Origin of the sequence: Desulfallas sp. Bu1-1 (assembly GCF_015594625.1) — a bacterium.
Taxonomy (GTDB): domain Bacteria; phylum Bacillota; class Desulfotomaculia; order Desulfotomaculales; family Desulfallaceae; genus JADNRQ01.
Map to the genome: position 1 here is coordinate 48,967 of NZ_JADNRQ010000014.1, position 17,494 is coordinate 66,460.

At 56.4% G+C, this 17,494-nt stretch carries 17 protein-coding genes; 12 read left to right on the top strand and 5 right to left on the bottom strand.

Going from position 1 to position 17,494, the window contains the following annotated elements; genetic code table 11:
- Positions 1 to 215: 215 nt before the first annotated feature.
- The 3 genes from IT084_RS12580 to IT084_RS18240 all read right to left on the bottom strand — a co-directional run bounded on the left by IT084_RS12580 (position 216) and on the right by IT084_RS18240 (position 3,432).
- The gene (locus IT084_RS12580; RefSeq protein ID WP_207744571.1) at positions 216 to 1,574 is read right to left on the bottom strand and encodes an acetyl-CoA hydrolase/transferase C-terminal domain-containing protein; all 1,359 of its coding nucleotides are present in this window, start codon (positions 1,572 to 1,574) and stop codon (positions 216 to 218) included.
- Positions 1,575 to 1,820: 246 nt separating this feature from the next.
- On the bottom strand, positions 1,821 to 3,209 hold the full coding sequence (locus IT084_RS12585; protein WP_195713249.1) for a sigma-54-dependent Fis family transcriptional regulator: 1,389 nt from the start codon (positions 3,207 to 3,209) through the stop codon (positions 1,821 to 1,823).
- A gap of 70 nt (positions 3,210 to 3,279) precedes the next feature.
- On the bottom strand, positions 3,280 to 3,432 hold the full coding sequence (locus IT084_RS18240) for an EamA family transporter (protein WP_195713274.1): 153 nt from the start codon (positions 3,430 to 3,432) through the stop codon (positions 3,280 to 3,282).
- A gap of 213 nt (positions 3,433 to 3,645) precedes the next feature.
- Here IT084_RS18240 and IT084_RS12595 point away from each other — a divergent pair, with 213 nt between their 5' ends.
- The 7 genes from IT084_RS12595 to IT084_RS12625 all read left to right on the top strand — a co-directional run bounded on the left by IT084_RS12595 (position 3,646) and on the right by IT084_RS12625 (position 8,105).
- Entirely contained in the window at positions 3,646 to 3,996 is a 351-nt protein-coding gene (locus tag IT084_RS12595) for an Asp23/Gls24 family envelope stress response protein (protein ID WP_195713250.1), read from the top strand.
- 339 nt (positions 3,997 to 4,335) lie between these two features.
- A complete protein-coding gene (locus IT084_RS12600; RefSeq protein ID WP_195713251.1) occupies positions 4,336 to 4,569 on the top strand; it encodes a helix-turn-helix transcriptional regulator in 234 nt (77 codons plus the stop codon).
- 264 nt (positions 4,570 to 4,833) lie between these two features.
- Positions 4,834 to 5,061, top strand: coding sequence for a DUF1659 domain-containing protein (locus IT084_RS12605; RefSeq protein ID WP_195713252.1), 228 nt, complete (start codon positions 4,834 to 4,836; stop codon positions 5,059 to 5,061).
- A gap of 44 nt (positions 5,062 to 5,105) precedes the next feature.
- Entirely contained in the window at positions 5,106 to 5,339 is a 234-nt protein-coding gene (locus tag IT084_RS12610) for a DUF2922 domain-containing protein (protein WP_195713253.1), read from the top strand.
- Between the two features lie 54 nt (positions 5,340 to 5,393).
- Complete coding sequence (locus tag IT084_RS12615) at positions 5,394 to 5,546, top strand: YvrJ family protein (protein ID WP_195713254.1); 153 nt, start codon at positions 5,394 to 5,396, stop codon at positions 5,544 to 5,546.
- 1 nt (position 5,547) lies between these two features.
- A complete protein-coding gene (locus tag IT084_RS12620) occupies positions 5,548 to 6,180 on the top strand; it encodes an N-acetylmuramoyl-L-alanine amidase (RefSeq protein ID WP_195713255.1) in 633 nt (210 codons plus the stop codon).
- Positions 6,181 to 6,395: 215 nt separating this feature from the next.
- Positions 6,396 to 8,105, top strand: coding sequence for a methyl-accepting chemotaxis protein (locus IT084_RS12625; RefSeq protein ID WP_243276951.1), 1,710 nt, complete (start codon positions 6,396 to 6,398; stop codon positions 8,103 to 8,105).
- 79 nt (positions 8,106 to 8,184) lie between these two features.
- Here IT084_RS12625 and IT084_RS12630 read toward each other — a convergent pair whose 3' ends face one another.
- Both IT084_RS12630 and malQ read right to left on the bottom strand, forming a co-directional pair.
- Positions 8,185 to 10,614, bottom strand: a complete 2,430-nt coding sequence (locus IT084_RS12630) for a DUF3536 domain-containing protein (protein ID WP_195713256.1) — start codon at positions 10,612 to 10,614, stop codon at positions 8,185 to 8,187.
- 18 nt (positions 10,615 to 10,632) lie between these two features.
- A complete protein-coding gene (malQ, locus tag IT084_RS12635; RefSeq protein ID WP_195713257.1) occupies positions 10,633 to 12,693 on the bottom strand; it encodes a 4-alpha-glucanotransferase in 2,061 nt (686 codons plus the stop codon).
- Positions 12,694 to 13,141: 448 nt separating this feature from the next.
- On the opposite strand from malQ, the gene IT084_RS18665 reads away from it, so the two are divergent.
- From IT084_RS18665 to IT084_RS12660, 5 genes are all read left to right on the top strand, one after another.
- Positions 13,142 to 13,579: a MerR family transcriptional regulator gene (locus IT084_RS18665; protein ID WP_195713276.1), complete on the top strand. Its 438-nt coding sequence runs from the start codon at positions 13,142 to 13,144 to the stop codon at positions 13,577 to 13,579.
- 25 nt (positions 13,580 to 13,604) lie between these two features.
- Positions 13,605 to 14,450, top strand: coding sequence for a zinc metalloprotease HtpX (locus IT084_RS12645; RefSeq protein ID WP_195713258.1), 846 nt, complete (start codon positions 13,605 to 13,607; stop codon positions 14,448 to 14,450).
- Between the two features lie 201 nt (positions 14,451 to 14,651).
- Entirely contained in the window at positions 14,652 to 15,203 is a 552-nt protein-coding gene (locus tag IT084_RS12650; protein WP_195713259.1) for a DUF6789 family protein, read from the top strand.
- Positions 15,204 to 15,427: 224 nt separating this feature from the next.
- Positions 15,428 to 16,846: a VWA domain-containing protein gene (locus IT084_RS12655; RefSeq protein WP_195713260.1), complete on the top strand. Its 1,419-nt coding sequence runs from the start codon at positions 15,428 to 15,430 to the stop codon at positions 16,844 to 16,846.
- A 180-nt stretch (positions 16,847 to 17,026) separates the two neighbouring features.
- Positions 17,027 to 17,401, top strand: coding sequence for a type II toxin-antitoxin system HicB family antitoxin (locus IT084_RS12660; protein ID WP_195713261.1), 375 nt, complete (start codon positions 17,027 to 17,029; stop codon positions 17,399 to 17,401).
- Positions 17,402 to 17,494 lie beyond the last annotated feature (93 nt).

The window sequence follows — 17,494 nt, forward strand, 5'->3', positions numbered from 1 at the left end:
ATGACCCCTTGCCTAATGGCGAAGCGCCAGATATAAGTACCGGTTTTTGCAGCGAAATCAAAAGTGAGAATGGTATAGAAGTTGGAGGTAAAAAAGAAAGACCCCGAGGTTGCTACGGGGTCAATTTTTGTGAGGAGGCATACAATATTGTATGTCACAAATCGATAATAGCATGAGAGTTTCCGGTTGATCAATGAAAAAAATATACCAAAAAGTTATCCGGCCATTTGCTCCATGGTCGGCTTTTTATTGGTCCTGGTCCAGATATTCATTTTGGCGGCCTCCCGGATCAATTCCTCGCGGAAATCGGGGTGGGCCAGTTCCACCAGCGCTTCGGCCCTTTCCCAGGTGGACTTGCACTTCATGTTGGCTATCCCGTATTCGGTTACCAGGTACATCACCATGGCGCGGGGCGTGGTCACCATGGTGCCCGGGCTGAGGGTGGGTTTGATGCGCGAGTGGATGACCCCGTTCTTGTCGGTATAGGTGGAAGGCAGACACAGGAAAGCCTTGCCGCCCCGGGACAGGTACGCCCCCTCGACGAAGTCCACCTGCCCGCCGGTGCCGCTGACCTGGCGCGTTCCGCTTGACTCGGCGGCCACCTGGCCGAAGAGATCCACCTCCATGGCGCCGTTGATGGATACAACTTTATCATTTTGGGCAATAATGTGCGGGTAATTGGTGTAATCCACCGAATATGAAGCGACGGCGGGGTTATTGTCCAGAAATTCGTATAGCCTTTTGCTGCCCAGGGCGAAGGTGAACACCATTTTCCCCCGGTCGATGTTTTTGCGCTTTCCGGTCAGCTTGCCCGCTTCCCACATGTCCAGGTAGGCGTCGCACAGCATTTCGGTGTGGGCGCCCAGGTCCTTCAGGTCGGACTGGGCGATCAGTTTGCCCAGGGCGTTGGGCATACCGCCGATGCCCAGCTGGATGCATGCCCCGTCCTCCAATTCATTCATCACCAGCGAGGCGATTTTTTGGTCCACCCCGGTGATGGGAATTTCGGGAATGGGCGGTACGTTCCAGTCGGCTTCCACGATCATGTCCACTTCCGAGATATGGACGCATTCGTTGTTTCCACCCGGTACCCGGGGCAGCTTGGGATTAACTTCGACAATCACTTTTTTCGCTATATTCAACACCGCCCTGGTAAAGGTGTTGGACAGCCCGAAGTTGAAATAGCCATGCTCGTCCATGGGCGAAACGGCGATCATAGCCACATCGCAGCGGGTGTAATTGACGTAACTGGGGCATTCCCGGAATAAAATGGGGATGTAGTAACATAACCCGTAATCGTGCACCCGCCGGTCAATCAACGTAAAGTGGCCGCTGTTGAAAATGAAGCTTTCCTTTTGCGGGTCGGCCAGTACCACCATGGGCGGCCCGTAAACCCTGGCTGCGGAGCGGATATAAACATTCTCCAGTTCACCCTTCCGCTTGGCCAGTGCTTTATCCAGTTCCACCACTTCGTTGGCGAAAGTGCCGTAATCCACCAAATCCCCCGATTTAATTATTTTTACGGCCTCGTCCGCCGAACAAAGCTTGGCCTTGTATTCATCAATATATCGCATGATTACCCCTCCCCAGGTAAATCGTTTTGATATATTCTAAAAGCAAAAATAGTACCAGGATTAAAAAAAAACTCGAAATTTCGGGTAATTCTAATGCTTAGAAAATTGAAAATTATACTGTCAATGCCTTTTTGTGTCCCGGTTTTGCGACACCGGGGGAAGGTTTTCATAACCAGTCCGGGGAGGGAAGATGGGTGTCGCAGGTGTCGCATTAAAGCTACACGGGTGAAAATATAATCGCAAAATTCAATCCAAGTTATCCAGTTTCCTGTAGAGCACGGACCGGTGAATACCCAATAGGCGCGCGGCTTCTTTTTTGTTGTGGCCTGTTGCGGCCAGCGCCTTTAAAATGGCGTTTCTTTCCGCTTCCCGCACCACTTCCGCCAGCGGCCTGACCGTTCCTCCCGCCGCAGTGCCCTGCAACTGCCTGTGCAGGCGCTTCGCCAGCACGGGGAAATCATCGGGGTACAGCACATCCCGCTCGCTCAGGTTGATTGCCTGCTCCAGGATATTTTCCAGCTCGCGCACGTTGCCGGGCCAGTCGTATTGCAGGAACAATTCCATTACCTCGCCCGTCACACGGTTAACCCTGGTGCCCAGCCGCGTGTTCAACTTTTTGATCAACTCGCCCGTCAGGAGGGGGATGTCGCTTTTGCGCTCGCGCAGCGGGGGCACCTGCAGCAGTACCACGTTCAACCGGTAATACAGGTCCTCCCGGAACTGCTGGGTTAGGATCATTTCCTCCAGGTTGCGGTTGGTGGCGGCGATCACCCTGACGTTCACCGGCACCGGCCTGGTGCCGCCGATACGCTCTATTTCCTTTTCCTGCAGTACGCGCAATAGCTTGGCCTGCATGGACTTGTCCATGTCACCGATTTCATCAAGGAAAATGGTGCCGCCCTGGGCAATTTCAAATTTACCCAGTTTGCCGCCCCTCTTGGCGCCCGTAAAGGCCCCTTCTTCATAGCCGAAAAGCTCCGACTCCAGCAATTCCGAAGGAATCGAGGTGCAATTTATTCGCACAAAAGCCCTGTTTCTCCGCGGGCTGGCATTGTGGATGGCGTGGGCGAACAATTCTTTCCCGGTGCCGCTTTCCCCGGTGATCAGTACGGTGGAGGATGTTTTGGATACCTTGAGTACTTTTTGCTTCAGTTTGAGCATGCGCTCGCTGTTGCCTATGATTTCGTCGACCTCGTACTTGGCCCGTCGTTCCCGGTCCAATTCGGCCCGGTAACTGGCCAGTTTTTCTTCGAGACGCTTAATTTTTTTGGCAAATTCCAGGGCCAACGACATTTCGTCCCTGAACATGCTTCGTCCCAGCACGCCAATGATTTGGCCGTCCCTGACAATGGGCAACCTGGTCACCGCCACCTGCTGGCCCCTGATCGACCACAGGTCGCCGTATTGCGGCTTGCCGCTTTTCAATACTTCCAGCAGCCGCGTGTTGGGTACCACATCGAGGATGGGCCGGTTGAGTATTTCTTCGGGTTTGAAGCCCAGGAATTCGGCGTAACCCTCGTTAATCAAGCGGATGATGCCCTGGTTGTCCACAAAAATGATCCCCTCGTGGGGTGTTTCTATAATCGCTTCCAGGATGTCTTCCCGGGTGAAGGAGCTATTATCCTTGCCGGTCATAACCTCGCCCCCCTTGCATTAACCTTTCGACATTGTCCGGTAAAGTCCTGCGCCGGGGCGGGCGCGCCGGTTATTTGTTGCGCTGCAACAGCACCCCGATCATCACCAGGGCGCCGCCCAGCAGCTGCCGGCCGCTCAGCGTTTCCTGCAGCAACCAGAATCCCAGCAGCGCGGTGGCTACGGGTTCAAAGGTGCTGATGATGGCGGTGCGCGACGCGCCGATTGCTCAGGCTGACCGTGGCCACAAGTACCAGTAGAATTCCCACTGCATCTCCGGCTGCTGCTTTTTTTCCGGTTTCACCGAGCTGGACATTGATTACCTCCACGCAAATGGTTTATAGTTAAAGAGACGAAAAAATAATTGAAAAACTTATCATGCCGGTCGTATTTTTTTTCAATACGGCTAAAACCCCGAATTGCAAGGAGGTCTCGGAAGATGAAAAGTTATCCCTCGGAAAAAAACGCCATGGGCACCATCAGGTACAATGAGGATGTGATCAAAGCCATGGTCGGCATGGCCCTGAACGAAATAGAGGGAGTGGCCGGCATGGAAGGTCGCGGGACGGGTAATATCCTCGGTCGCAAATACCTATCTCACGTAAATAAAATTGCCGTGGAGGAAAAAAGGGTTTCCTTGGACCTGTCCATTGTGGTTAAATACGGGCTGCCCCTGCGGGACGTCGCGCGGCAGGTTCAGCAAAAGGTGAAGGAAATCATCGAATCAATGACCGACCTGGAAGTGGGAGCCGTCAACATTACCGTGTCCGGTTTGGATTTTAACGAGTAGCCCGCCCGGTTGGAGCATGGTGTCTTCGCATAAAAAGATTGACCACCGGCCGTCCGGCACGTCATGGCACCGGAGCGGTTTAAAAAACCATGGAGACGGGGTTCCGTAAAAAGGAACCCGCTTCATGGTTTTTGTTTTTTAGCCGCACAAATAAATGTGAAAGGCGGAAAATTTGGCAAAAACAGGGGCATAAATGGCATCAATTGAATCAGAACAAATGTTTGGGAATTTGCACCCGGCTGGATTTGGGGGTAAATTGATACTTACCACGCACCAACGGTTGTCACCGTGCTGGATATGCTTACGAAAAGTGTCGAAAATTGCTTGGAGGTGATTAATTTGGAACATATCGGTAGTGTAGTGACCAGGGCCAGGCGGCGGAAAAAATGGAGCCAGCGCAAATTATCCCAGGTTACAGGGTTATCCAGGTCATATATTAACGACATTGAGCGGGGGCGCTGTACGGGTACCACCAGGACCTGGGTGGCGCTGGCCCGCGCCCTGGGTTTTTCCCTGGATGAGATTTTTCTGGGTGAGTGGCAACAACGGGAGCGCAGCCGGGAAGCCAGATAATTGCCCCGTGACGGGAGCATTACCGGGAAGTGAAGACGCCGCATGATAAACCGTGGCCTTGTGCCGCGGTTTATTCATGTCTGTCCAACAAAAAGCGGACGTTGATTCCGTATTATGGAATATATTTTGCTTGACCGAACGTATGTTTGGCATTAAAATAGTCTTGACCGGTTGAGATAAAGGCCACCCGGTTCCCGCCGGCCGCCCGTTAAACCGGTCCGGGCGTGCCGGGACAGGCAACCGGGGGAAAAGGAGGGAAGAACAGTGGCGGTTAATCGAGTTCCGACGGGTACTGTGTTGCGGCTGCAGTTTCAAACGGGGGTGGACGCCGGTGGCGACCCGGTTTATCGCAACAAGAACTTGAACAATGTGAAGCCCCAGGCGCTGGAACAGGACTTGTACAACGTGGCCCAAGCCCTGGCCCAGTTGCAGCAACACCCGCTGGTGGCGGTGCTGCGCATCGACAGCGCCAGGCTGGAAGAAACCGTTTAATTTATCACCAGTTAAATAAATAACCGGATAAAGGAGGTTGAAACATGACTGATACCACCAAAACCCTGCGCATGGTTTTTAGAAACCAGGCGGGTTCCAGCTACACCCTGAGCCTGGACGACCCAAGGGACACGCTCACCAGCGCCGAAATCGAGGCGGTCATGGATCAGATTATCGCTGCCAATATCCTGACCACCTCCGGCGGCGACCTGGTCAGCAAGTACGACGTCAAGATTATCGACCGGACCGTCAATGACTTGTACGACCCGGCGCAGTAAAAGAAAAAATACGGGGGAGGCAACTCCCCCGTAATCCATCAAAAGGGGGATGTTATGGAACAAATACTGGAACTGGTGGCCAATACCGGCTTTCCCATTGTTGTGGCGGCTTACCTGCTGGTGCGGATTGAAAGCCGGCTGGACAATCTGTCCGTCAGCATCGGGGAACTGGCCCGGGCGGTAAGTGAAATGCGGGAGGAAATTTGACATGGGCGGGCGCAGTTATATTATCGTGCACCATACCGGGGCGGAGGAGAGGGACGCCGGGCAGGTGCGCCGGTATCACCTTTCCCTGGGCTGGCGGGACGTGGGGTATAATTTCATCATCGAGCGGGAAGGGCGGGTGGTGGAAGGGCGCCCGCTGGACGTGCCCGGCGCGCACTGCCGGGCGGGGGACATGAACAGGCGGAGCATCGGGGTGGCCCTGATCGGTGACCTGGACTGCCGCCCGCCTACATGGATGCAGGCGGAAGCCCTGGCGGCCCTGTTGCGAGAGCTCATGGCAAAGCACCGCATCCCGCCCGCCCGGGTGCTGGGCCACCGGGAAGTGGCCGGCGCCGCCACCGCCTGCCCCGGGCGATTCCTGGACCCGGCGGCGCTGCGTCGCATCCTGGATGGCCCGGCGGCGCCGGAACCGGCTGCCGTCATGGTGACGGTACCACGGGCCGGTGATACGGCTCCGCCGGAGCCTGACGCCGGGGCCCTCTGGCGGGTGCAGGCCGGCGCTTTCCGGAGCAGGGAGGCCGCCGAGCGGCAGGCGCGAAAACTGCGCGGCCTGGGCATCGACGCGCTGGTGGTGTCGCCGGTTACCCCGGGGCGTGGGGCGGAAGAGATTCGATAACCGGCTTTATAAGTAATAGACAGGCGTAAGAAACGCTTGTCTTTTTTTAGTATTGCAAAAAAATGAAAAGAGGCTTTTTCGGTGGTGAAAGATTTTTGTTGCAATAATTTTTATAGGCACTTTCGGATGTAGCCATTTTTTTGTTGAAGTTGGTTGCTTTGTTATAAAAAATGTTATAATTTTTTTATGACAAGTGAGGAACCGGGGAGGCATGCATGATGAAACTAAATTTCAGCTTTAGAAAAGGTGCAAAAAAAGAGAGAAAACAGGATTCCAAGCAAAATATCGAAAAAAGCACCGGGAAAGAGGCAACAACAAGAATTCGGAAAGGGATGAAAATAGGTACCAAAATCAGCCTGGGTTTTTTGATCATGCTGGTTTTAATGCTGGTCCTGGGGGGTAATACCTATCGCGCGCTTACGTCCACCAAGGCGGATATAGACGCCGTGGATATCGCCAACCGGAGACTGCTTCTGGAAATGAAAATTCAACATACATTCAAGGACGGGGTGGCCGCTGTCAGGGGTTTTATTGCTTTCAAGGATGAAAAGTTGTTTCAGCAGTTTGAGAAGGACATTAATCATGTGCTGGAAATGGAAGACCAGTTGCTTCAACTGGCTGAGCAGGATAAAATAAACGATATTAAAGACCTCAAGATGATTACCACACAATACAAAACCAGTGTGCAGAACAGGTTAACGCCCGCGGTGAAGGCATACTATGAGGCTCTGCGCTCGGGCGACCAGGCGCAAATTGAAGCCAAATACAATGACATGTATCTCGCCGCGTCTGGCCTAAATCCCATGGCGGATCTCATTTCACGTCTACTGGAAGAACTTGTGCAGAGCAATAATGAGATTGTTCAGAGCTCATTGCTTTCAACAAAAGAGGAAGCAAACAGGGTGATCACGGTTTCACTGGTAATGGCCATTGCGGCCGTTATCACCGGCTTGCTTTTAACCGTGACGCTCACCAGAATGGTGCGCAACCCCATCTTGCAGATGGTTGCCGGAGCCAATCAACTGGCCCGGGGGGATTTTACCGGGGATATCGTTGTTAAGTCAAAAGATGAAATCGGCGAGATGTACCAGGCCTTTAAAACAATGAAGGGCAATTTTAAAGATGTGCTGCTCGGGATTCAGGACGCATCGGGTCAATTGAACGCAGCGGCCCAGCAACTGGCCGCCCAGGCCCAGCAAACGTCGGCGGGGGCCGCTGAAACGGCCTCCACCATGAACGAGATTGCCGGCACGGTGGACAACCTTTCGCAAATTACCGAGGAGGTTTCCCGCCAGGCCGGTTTAGCCTCGGAGCACGCCGATAAAGGATACCAGGGCATAGAAATGGTTACCGGCCAGATGCGTGAGATTACGGCGGCTGCATTACAAGTCAACTCGGCTATTAGCGCTTTGAACGCGGCTATTGGTAAAATCAGCCAGTTTATTGAGGTTATCGGCAATATAGCCGGGCAAACCAACCTGCTGGCTCTCAACGCCGCCATTGAAGCGGCAAGGGCGGGCGAAGCGGGGAGAGGGTTTGCCGTTGTGGCGGAGGAGGTCCGCAAACTTGCCGAGCAGTCGGCGCAATCCGCCAAGGAAATCAGCCAGCTGATTGCGGAAATCCAAGTGCAATCGGAACAGGCCGTGCAGGCTATGGCTAACGGAAGCGCCAGGGTGGAAGAGGGCAATAATATTGTCGGCGAAGTTGGGCAGAGATTCTCGGACATTATTAATGCCGTGCGTGAGCTTTCCGTCCAAATTCAAGACGTCGCCGCTTCCGCCCGGCAGGTAACCGCGGGAGTTCAGAACGTCGCGGCAACGACGCAGCAACAAACCGCGGCCATGGAGGAGGTACATGCCGCCACGGAGGACCTCAACCGGCTGGCGGAGGGGCTGAATGAACTGGTCCGGAAATTCAAAATATGATTGAAATGGTGATTTGCCCGGCTTTGAGGAAAAAGCCGGGCATTTAATTGTAATCGCGCGCTGCTTTGGTTTGAAATATTTACCTCTGCACCCGCAGCTTTTCTCCCAGGGTGGTAAAGTGTTCCAGCCAGGTCCGGGCTTGTACGTCGCCCTGCCCGGCCTTTTTCTGCACCTCCGGGTACACGTTTTGCGCCAGCCTGTAATAAATGTTTTGCACTTTCCACAGGTTCACCTCGAAGGGCAGCGAGCGGGCCAGGCCGGTCACCGCGTCCAGGTGTTTGAGCAGGGTGAGGTTCGCGGGGTTACCAAGCAGCCCCGCCGCCATTTTTTCCAGGGCCTGCTCCAGCACGTAGCCCAGGCTCGTGCTGTCGAGCTTGACCTCCAGCATTTCGGCCTCCTTCAGGAAAGCGGAGATTTGCTCCAGGTCCGGCTCCTCTTGCCCGAAAGCCCTCCGCAGGCTGGTGTTCAGGTAAAAGTCGGCGGCGCAGTGCAGGGCATGGGGCAGGGGGACGTCCAGGTCCTTTAAAAACCGCATCAACCAGGCGTTGTGGTCGTAAATTTTCCGGAAATCCGCCTCCAGTTCCGCCAGGGTGGAGTCGAGAATCCGGTTCAGTATTTTACGCTGCTGGTCCCGGAAGATTTCCCGCAGGGAATAAATAACTCCCCCCTCGAAATAGTGGTCTAAAAGCCGGATCACCCCGGGCAGGTCGGCCCGGTTGAAAGCGCTTGTAACTTCCCGCACCATTTCCAGGTATGAATTCTCGCCGCCATATACCCGGACCCCGCCGTTGACGTTGTGGTATCCGAAATAGACGGCCCCGTAACAGACCAGCGCCGATTCCCGCGTAATTTCCGAAGTAATCCGCGCCTGCCCCACCGTCAGCTTGGCCTCCCCGGTCACCATGGTATTGCAGGCCAGGCGGTCCACGGTGTAGCAGAAAATCCTGGTTTGCGGGCCGTACTTTTCGAACAGCGAGCTAATGGCGTAATGAGCGCCCACTTTGGGCAGGTCAACCATGGCCGGCCTGACCAGTTTCTCATAAATGCGGGCGCCGTCTCCCAGTTCGGGCACGTTGCTTTTGGCCCGGGCCAGCATGTCCAGGAAGCGGGGCTCCAGCGCGAGCTCGAACAGTTCTTCGGCCAGTTGAATCACCCGCCTGGCGTACTGGAGAATCTGGATTGTTTCAATGCCCGATATTTCGTCGAAAAACCAGCCGCAGCTGGTGAACATGAGCATGGCGTGCCGCTGCATTTCCATCAGTTTGAGCACTGTGACCCGGTCCCGGTCATTCAGCGGGCGCGCCGCATGCTTGGCCAGGAACCGCTGGACGTTTTCCGGCGAGCGGTCGAGAATGACGTCGATATAGTCGTTCCGCGCCGCCCACGGGTCCCGGAGGAACCGGCCGGCCAGTTGCTCAAATTGGGGGGCCAGCGTGTTGCGGAGCCAGTTCAGGGAGTTGCGCAGGGGCGCCCGCCAGGCCTGGCTGTACCCGGGTCGCGCTCCCGAGTTGCAGCCGCAGTCGGCCTGCCATCGCTCCACTCCGTGGGCGCAGCTCCAGGCCGTTCGCTCGTGAATTTCCACCTCGTGGGTGGGAGGATGTTTTTCCAGGAACTCCCCGTAGTTGGTAATCCTGGCCAGGTTGTTGGACTCGATGTAATCCAGGGCGTAAGCCAGCGCCATTTCCCCGAACCGGTGGTGGTGCCCGTAGGTTTCGCCGTCGGTGGCGATGTGCACCAGCTGGGGCCGTCCGGTTGCCCCGGTGAAACCACTCAATAGCCTTTGGGCGAAGCGTTCTCCGTTGGACAGCAGGTGTTCGAAGGCAACGGCCCGGGAGATGGGGCCGTTGTAAAAGAAAATGTTAATCACCCGGCCCGACCCGGGCAGCCGGAGCTGGTAAGGCATAGTCGGGTCAATGCCGCCCGGGCCCACTTCCTGCCAGTGGTCGCTGCCGATGCTGCGAAACCGCCGGGCCTGGTACGGGGTGAGAATGGTGAAATTGATATCATGTTCCGCCATGATTTCCAAAGTTTCCAGGTCCACGGCCGTTTCGGGCAGCCACATGCCCTCCGGCCGCCGGCCGAACCGCTTTTCAAAATCCCTGATGCCCCATATGACCTGGGTGTATTTATCCCGGCGATTGGCCAGGGGCATGATCATATGGTTGTAGGCCTGGGCGATGGCCGAACCGTGTCCCGAAAACTTGCGCCGGCTTTCCCGGTCGGCGTCGATGATCGCCTGGTACACTTCGGGATCGTTGATTTCCAGCCAGTCCAGCAGCGTGGGCCCGAAATTGAAGCTGATCCGGGTGTAATTGTTGACAATTTTCCTGATCCAGCCCTTTTCGTTGAGGATACGCGCGGCGGCGTTCGGCGCGTAACATTCGAAGTTGATCCGCTCGTTCCAGTCGTGATAAGGGTAAGCCGAGTCCTGGACTTCGACGGCCTCCAGCCACGGGTTTTCCCGCGGCGGCTGGTAAAAGTGGCCGTGAATGCAAAGGTACCGTTCCATGGGCAATCCTCCAGTAATTTATCGAATCGCGTTCCGCTTTCTGAGCCGGTCTATTTTCCGCAGCGTTTTCCAAACCCCGGGCATCCGGCTGAACGTTTCGAAATCTTTGCTCGCCTTGCGCCGCCAGTTGGGGTATTCGCCGGTGGTGCCCGGGATGTTCTGGGGTTCGGTTTCCAGCCACAGGTCTTCCAGGTTTACCAGCAGCAGGCGCGCCCGGCCGGCGGCCAGGAATTCCAGGCAGGCCTCCAGCACCGCCCTGGTTTTGCCGGCGGGCGCCCCCAGCCACCCCCCGCGCCGCAGGAAACGGGATAAAGCCAGACGCCTGGCTGGATTCTCCCGCGGCCAGTATGCGGCGAAGGGGGGCATGTCGTGGGTGTTCATGGCGGTCAGGGCCCGGGCCGGGACCGGGTTGATCCCGCGGCCGGGAACCTCGCTGATTTCAAACGGTAAAATATACATCCGGTATACCCGGTGCCGGTCCATGGCCGTGCGGATGTAACCGGGCACAACGCCCAGGTCTTCGCCCACCAGCAGCGTCCGGTGGCGGTGGGATTCCAGGGCCAGCAGGGCGTAAAACTCCTCGGCCCGGTATTTTACGTACACACCGTCGCGCGCCGGCAGGCCCCTGGGAATCCAGAAGAGGCGGTGCAGCCCCATCACGTGGTCCAGGCGCAGCACGCCGGCGTGCCGGAGGTGGTGGCGCAGCGCGGCCAGGTAATACCGGTAGCCCTGGTTCCGGATGCGCTCCGGGTGCAGGGGTGAGAAATCCCAGTTTTGCCCTTCGGCGTTCAGCAAGTCCGGAGGCGCCCCGCAACTGGCCTCCAGGGTAAATGCGTCCCGTTCCCGCCAAACGTCGTACCCCGCGTTGTGCACGCCCATGGGCAGGTCCAGGTACAGCCCCGGCCCCTTGTTCCGGGCGCCGGCCGCGAGGTCGCGAAACTGTTCGTGGGCCAGCCACTGCACGTACAGGTGATAGTATTCCGTTTCGGGGTCGAAATCCCCCTCCCGGATCAGGCCGTCGCGCATCCGTTCGGGCCAGGCCGTCCAGGGGGCGCGCCGGCGTTCCATTGCGGCCCGGAAGCGGGCGTAATCTCTCGCCGCGGGGTGGTTTTGCGCCCATTGCCGCAGTTCCTCCCGCCGCGGGGATTCCGTGGCCGAGTGGCAGCGCGACAGCAGCTGGAGAACGCTGCGCTTGACCGCCATCCCGCGGCGGTAGTCCACCAGGGCCCCGCGCCGCAGCGCCGCAATCTCCTTTTGAAAGGTTTTGGAGTTGATTAATTCCAGGGCCGGCGGGCACCGGTGCAGTTCCGGGACGCGGGTTACGTCCAGGTAAAACTCATTCCAGAACAGGCGGCTGGCCGGCGAGTAAGGGCTGGGTTCGAATGGTTCGTCCAGAAAGGCGGCCAAAAGCGGCAGGGTGCCCACAAACCCGCCCCCCAGGTCCCGGACCCAGCGCAATAGCCGTTCCAGGTCGGCGATGTCGCCCGCCGCCCAACTGTGCCCGGAACGCAGGGCATAAAGCGGCAGAAAAACTCCCCACATCCCTTTTAGCGCTTCCACGGGCGGTTCGTAAACCCTGGCCGGCGCCGCGATGACCATTGTTTCACACGCGCACCCCGGCCCGTGCAGCGTTAACCGGTGATAGCCCGGGGGCAGTTCGCGGGGCAGGGGGATGCGCTTGAGCAGGTAGCGCTCGCCCTCCACGTCCTCCCCTTGCAACGCGGGCACCGGGGCCAGGTCGTGGAACCACCGGCGCGGCTCACCGGTTTCCAATTCCAGCAGGCACTCCATCTTGCCGTCCGCCCGGCCCGCGGGCAGGCGCAGGTTCAGGAAAGCGGGCGCGCCCTCCCACACCACCGCCACCGGCTCGCAGCACCGCCGCCAGATTTCCTGCCGGCGCTGGCGGATGGCGCCGGGCACGTCGCCCGTGCTTTGCACCGGGGCGCCCAGCGCGCGGAGCACGGCCAGCAGCGAGTGGTACGGCACCCTATGCCGGTCCCCGCCGGTGCCCTCGTAGCCGGTTTCCACGTTGTACAGCCCGGCCAGCTGGAATAGCAGCCGGACCTGCTTATCCTCCATGTTTAATCCCTCCGCCCGGGCGGGGTCGATCAAGATCCCTTTAAAGTTTTCTCCGGAAGGGGGTTTTTACCTCTTTTTCCAGCCCTCCGCCCGGAACTGGTATTGCAGGCCATCCAGTGCTCCACTCACTCCAGAAATCCGCCGGATCGCCTGCCGCTGTGGTGTTTTTGCAGTTAAATCACTATTGGATATTGTGCTCAATTTGCTCCCAAATTACCACGGTGACCGGCATAGTGGGATTAAAGGGTTTATGACGCCGGCCGGCCTTTAGTTTTGCGCCGGAAAAGGTTCGTCTTTTCTTTTTAATCAGTGTATGCGTCACGGGCACTATGATAGAGATAATAATGAAAAAATAACTAAAAGTATAACGTTGGACTGTACGGTATCATGATTATAGTATATAATAAAAATACGAGGTGATTGATTTGGGGAGTTCAAGAAATTTAAAATAGGCGAAATCGCTGAACTGGCGGGGGTGAGTAGAAGAACCATAGATTATTATACCAACCTGGGCCTGCTGAAGCCCATCCGGTCGGAAAGTAATTACAGGTATTATACCGAAGATTCGCTGGTCAGATTAAAGATAATTGAAAGTTTGAAGGCCGGCAGGTTTACCCTGGAGGAAATCAGGGAACACCTGAGCATCCTGGATGATGGCACGGCGCCGGAACTGAACCGGACGGTTAAAAAGGATGGATCCGTCAATATCGATCTATTGAGGAAGCAGATCAAACAGCTGGAAAATCATCTCGTACAGCTGGAGCCCCGGGTGGGCGGCCTTGAAGCCGGCCAGGCCGTATTGTTGAGAAAAAAAATCATGATGCAAAGCATTGCGCTGATCCAATCACTGATGATGTACATTAATGAAATTACTTCTTATTTGTAGTTTGGTGAGGAGGTATGAAAAAGCGATGAATACCTTGAAAGCTTGGCTGTTAATGGGGGCATTGACTGTCCTGCTCGTATTGATAGGCAGGGCCTTGTTCGGTCCATCCGGTGCCATGTTCTTTTTCATTATTGCCATGGGCATGAATTTCTTCAGTTATTTCTATAGCGATAAAATCGCCATCAAAATGACCCGGTCTTACCCGGTCAGCGAGGCGGAAGCGCCCGAACTTTACGCCATCGTCCGGAGGCTGTCGCAGCGGGCCGGCATTCCCATGCCCAAACTTTACGTGACGCCGTCGGATCAGCCCAACGCTTTCGCCACGGGGCGCAATCCTTCCCACTCCGCCGTGGCGGTTACCGAGGGGATCATGCGGCTGCTCAACCGGTCCGAAGTGGAGGGAGTGCTGGCCCATGAGCTGGCGCACATCAAAAACAGGGACGTTTTAATCGGCACCATAGCCGCGGCGCTGGCCGGCGCCATTACCATGATGGCCAACGCTTTCCAGTGGGCGGCGATATTCGGCATGGGCGGCAATGACGAAGAAGAAGGCGGCGCCGGGATGGTAGGGGGACTGTTGATGGCATTCCTTGCACCCCTCGCCGCCATGATTGTGCAGATGGCCATTTCCCGTTCCCGGGAATACGGGGCCGACGCCACCGGCGCCCGGATTGCCGGTTCCCCGGACGGTCTGGCCAACGCGCTGTTGAAGCTGGAATCGGCCGCGCACCGCATTCCCATGAACGTCAACCCCGCGACGTCGCACTTGTTTATCGTCAACCCGCTCTCCGGCGCTTCTCTGGCCAGGCTGTTCAGCACCCACCCGCCCATTCAGGACAGGGTGGAAAGGCTCCGGAACATGAGGGTGTAATAAGCTTTTTTAAAAGCAAGAGGCAGCTGCTGATCCTTTGATGCAGGGTTTGCAGTTGCCTTTATTTATTTAACCAGGTTTTTCAAGCAGGTACATGCCCGGCAACTTCCACAAAGTGCTATCTATCCAATCCCATAAACAGGGGCGTTCCGAATAAGAATAAGCTTATCTGGATTAAATTTTAGGAGGGACTCCTGTGCAATGGTGAAAATTAAAGACAGGCTTCTGCTCGGCGCCGTGGCGGGCCTGGGAGGTAACTTGGTTAAAACGGCCATTGTTAAACTGGCCAAAAGATTCAATTGGTCGGAGTTCAACGGATCGGAGAAGGCGGCGGGTATGCTGCTTCCCGCGCATAAAATTACCCAACCAAGCGGGAGATTGGTCGGGTATATCGCCGACAACGTTATTGCCATTACGCTGGGGACAGCCGCCGTATATATGCTGTCCCTTGCCGGAAGGGATAAGGCGGCGCTTAAAGGCGCGCTGTCCGGTCAGGTGATGTGGAGTATTTTTTACGGTGTGCTGTCAACCATGGGGGCGACGCAAGTTCACCCGCCGGCTCCCAAAACGGTATTGACGGAGTTTGTCGCCCACACCGCTTACGGGGCGGCAACCGCGGCCCTGGCAACCAAACTCGGGGATCCTGATCTTTTCAATGGATCTGTTCCATTAATTGCCAGCCCCGTTGGAAAAAATCATGTTGAACAGCATCCTGGTTCGGTTAAGCCGGAAAACCCTCCGGCCAATGACTAATATTACTTTAATCAAAGCATTCCCTGGTCAGGGCGATTACTTCCCCGTTGTTAAATTCTAAAAACTGGAAATATTTTAATTTATACATGGTTATGGTGTATTCCAGGAGGGGACCGGGTTTTCCTGCCGAAATGGGTTAATATTACGCCGGCATAACAGCAGTGTTTAATGCGGGGCGGGCCGGGCCGTGATATGATGATCAAAACGGACTGCGGGTGATCGACATGGGTGAAACGGGAAAAATCTATACGGGCAGGCAGCCCGAAACGGTCGAGTTCTTCGAACGGCTGGCCCGGTTTATCGCGGTGCTGCGCGGCCTCGGCCTGCGGGCGGGCACGTCGGAACTGAACGATGCCGTCCGGGCGCTGGCCGCGGTGGACGTGCTGGACCGGGAGCAGTTCCGCCTGGCCCTGCGGGCCACCCTGGTAAAAAAGCAACGGGACGCCAGGGTGTTCGACCTGGCCTTTGAGCGTTTTTTCGCGCCACGCGAGGAGCGGGAGCGCCGGCGTCGCCAGCAGGCCGAAGAGGCCCGGGAATACGAACGGTTGCTGGAGGAATCCGAGGTTGAACTGAAGGAGGGCGTATCACGCAGCGGCGGGGAGTGGGCCGGTGGTGCCGTGGAACAGTTGAACCTGACTGCGGAACAGCTGGAAACCTACTCCCGGCTGCCGGAACAGGAGCGGCGGAGAATCCGCTCGCTGCTGGAGAATTACCGGGGCAACCCGGTGAACGACCCGTCCAACCTGATTGCCCAGGTGGTGGAAGCGTCCCTGGATTACTGGCGTTACCACCTGAACAGGCGGGAGGAGGAACAGGGGGTGGCCCGGCGGGACCCGGAAGTGTCCCGCACCGGCGACGAGGCGGTGGACGAGGTGATGCTGGCGGTGGCCCGGGACCTGGCGGGGGAACCCGAAGAATCCCTGCTGGAACAGGACATGCGCGCCATCGGTCAGCAAGACCTGCCCCGGGTAACCGTGCTGCTGCGCAAAATGGCCCGCCGCCTGGCCACCGGCCTGTCCCGGCGCTATCGCAGCAGCAGGAAGAAACAATCCATCGACATCCGGCGCACCGTGCGGGGCAGCGTGCAGTACGGCGGCGTCCCCCTGCACCTGCGCTACCGGAGCAGGCGGGTGCAAAAGCCGCGGCTGGTGCTGATCTGCGATGTTTCCGCCTCCATGGCCCTGTACGCCCGGATCATCATACCGTTCGTCTACGGGCTTTCCGACGTGGTCCGGGACATCGAAACTTTCATCTTTTCCGAAGACCTGGAGAGAATCACTCCCCGGCTGCGCAGGCGCCTGGGGTTCGCAGGCACCATGTCCGCGATCATGGCGGAAAGCGAGCAGTGGGGCAAAACAACCAATCTGGCCGCGGCGCTGCGCACCTTTATGGCCGGGTGCGATCACCTGTTGAACCGGAACACCTTCGTCATCATCGTCAGCGACACCAAGACCCAAGAACCGGATAACGCCGCCCGGCTGCTGGAAGAGATGAAAAGGCGCGTCAGGGATGTGCTGTGGCTGGTTACAATGCCCCGCAGCCAGTGGAGGGACGTGCGCACGGTGGAACTGTTCGGAAAAAGGGTCCGGATGCTGGAAAGCAACACCCTGTCCCAGCTGGAACGGGCGCTGCGGGCGATTTAAGACCAGGCTGCAACATTAGAACAACGCAGCACCCGGTACTTGGTACCGAATTGTAGATAAACCCCCGTTTAAACGAAAATACAGCCAGACAAATCCTAAAGGATGCGGGATTAAAATAATCAAAACCCCACCACCTTTGGGCGTTATATAAAACCAAAATCAGAAAGGAGCTGACCCTCGATGGAATACGTTTACCCGGCCATCTTTGAACAAAACAATGACGGCAGTTATACAATTACCTTCCCTGACTTACCTGGTTGTATCAGTGAAGGCAAATCTTTGAGTAACGCCTTAGACATGGCGCAAAGTGCATTAACTCAATGGATTGAGTATTTACTGGAAGAAAAGGAAAACCTTCCGGAACCCAGTGATATAAAAACTATCAAACCCTCATCGAATCAATTCGTGAATTTTGTCAAGGCTGAAATACGCGATAACCGCGCGGTACGCCGCACAGTCAGTATACCCGGGTGGTTAGACGTAAAAGCTACCGATGCCGGCATTAGTTTATCAAAAGTTCTCCAGGATGCGCTAAAAGAAAAACTCGGCGTATAAATTATCAGATGCAAAAGCAGCCCTAACCGGCTGCTTTTAGTATTCCTGTTACAGGTTGAAGCAAGGGGGATGTTTTCAGGGTATAAAATGAGT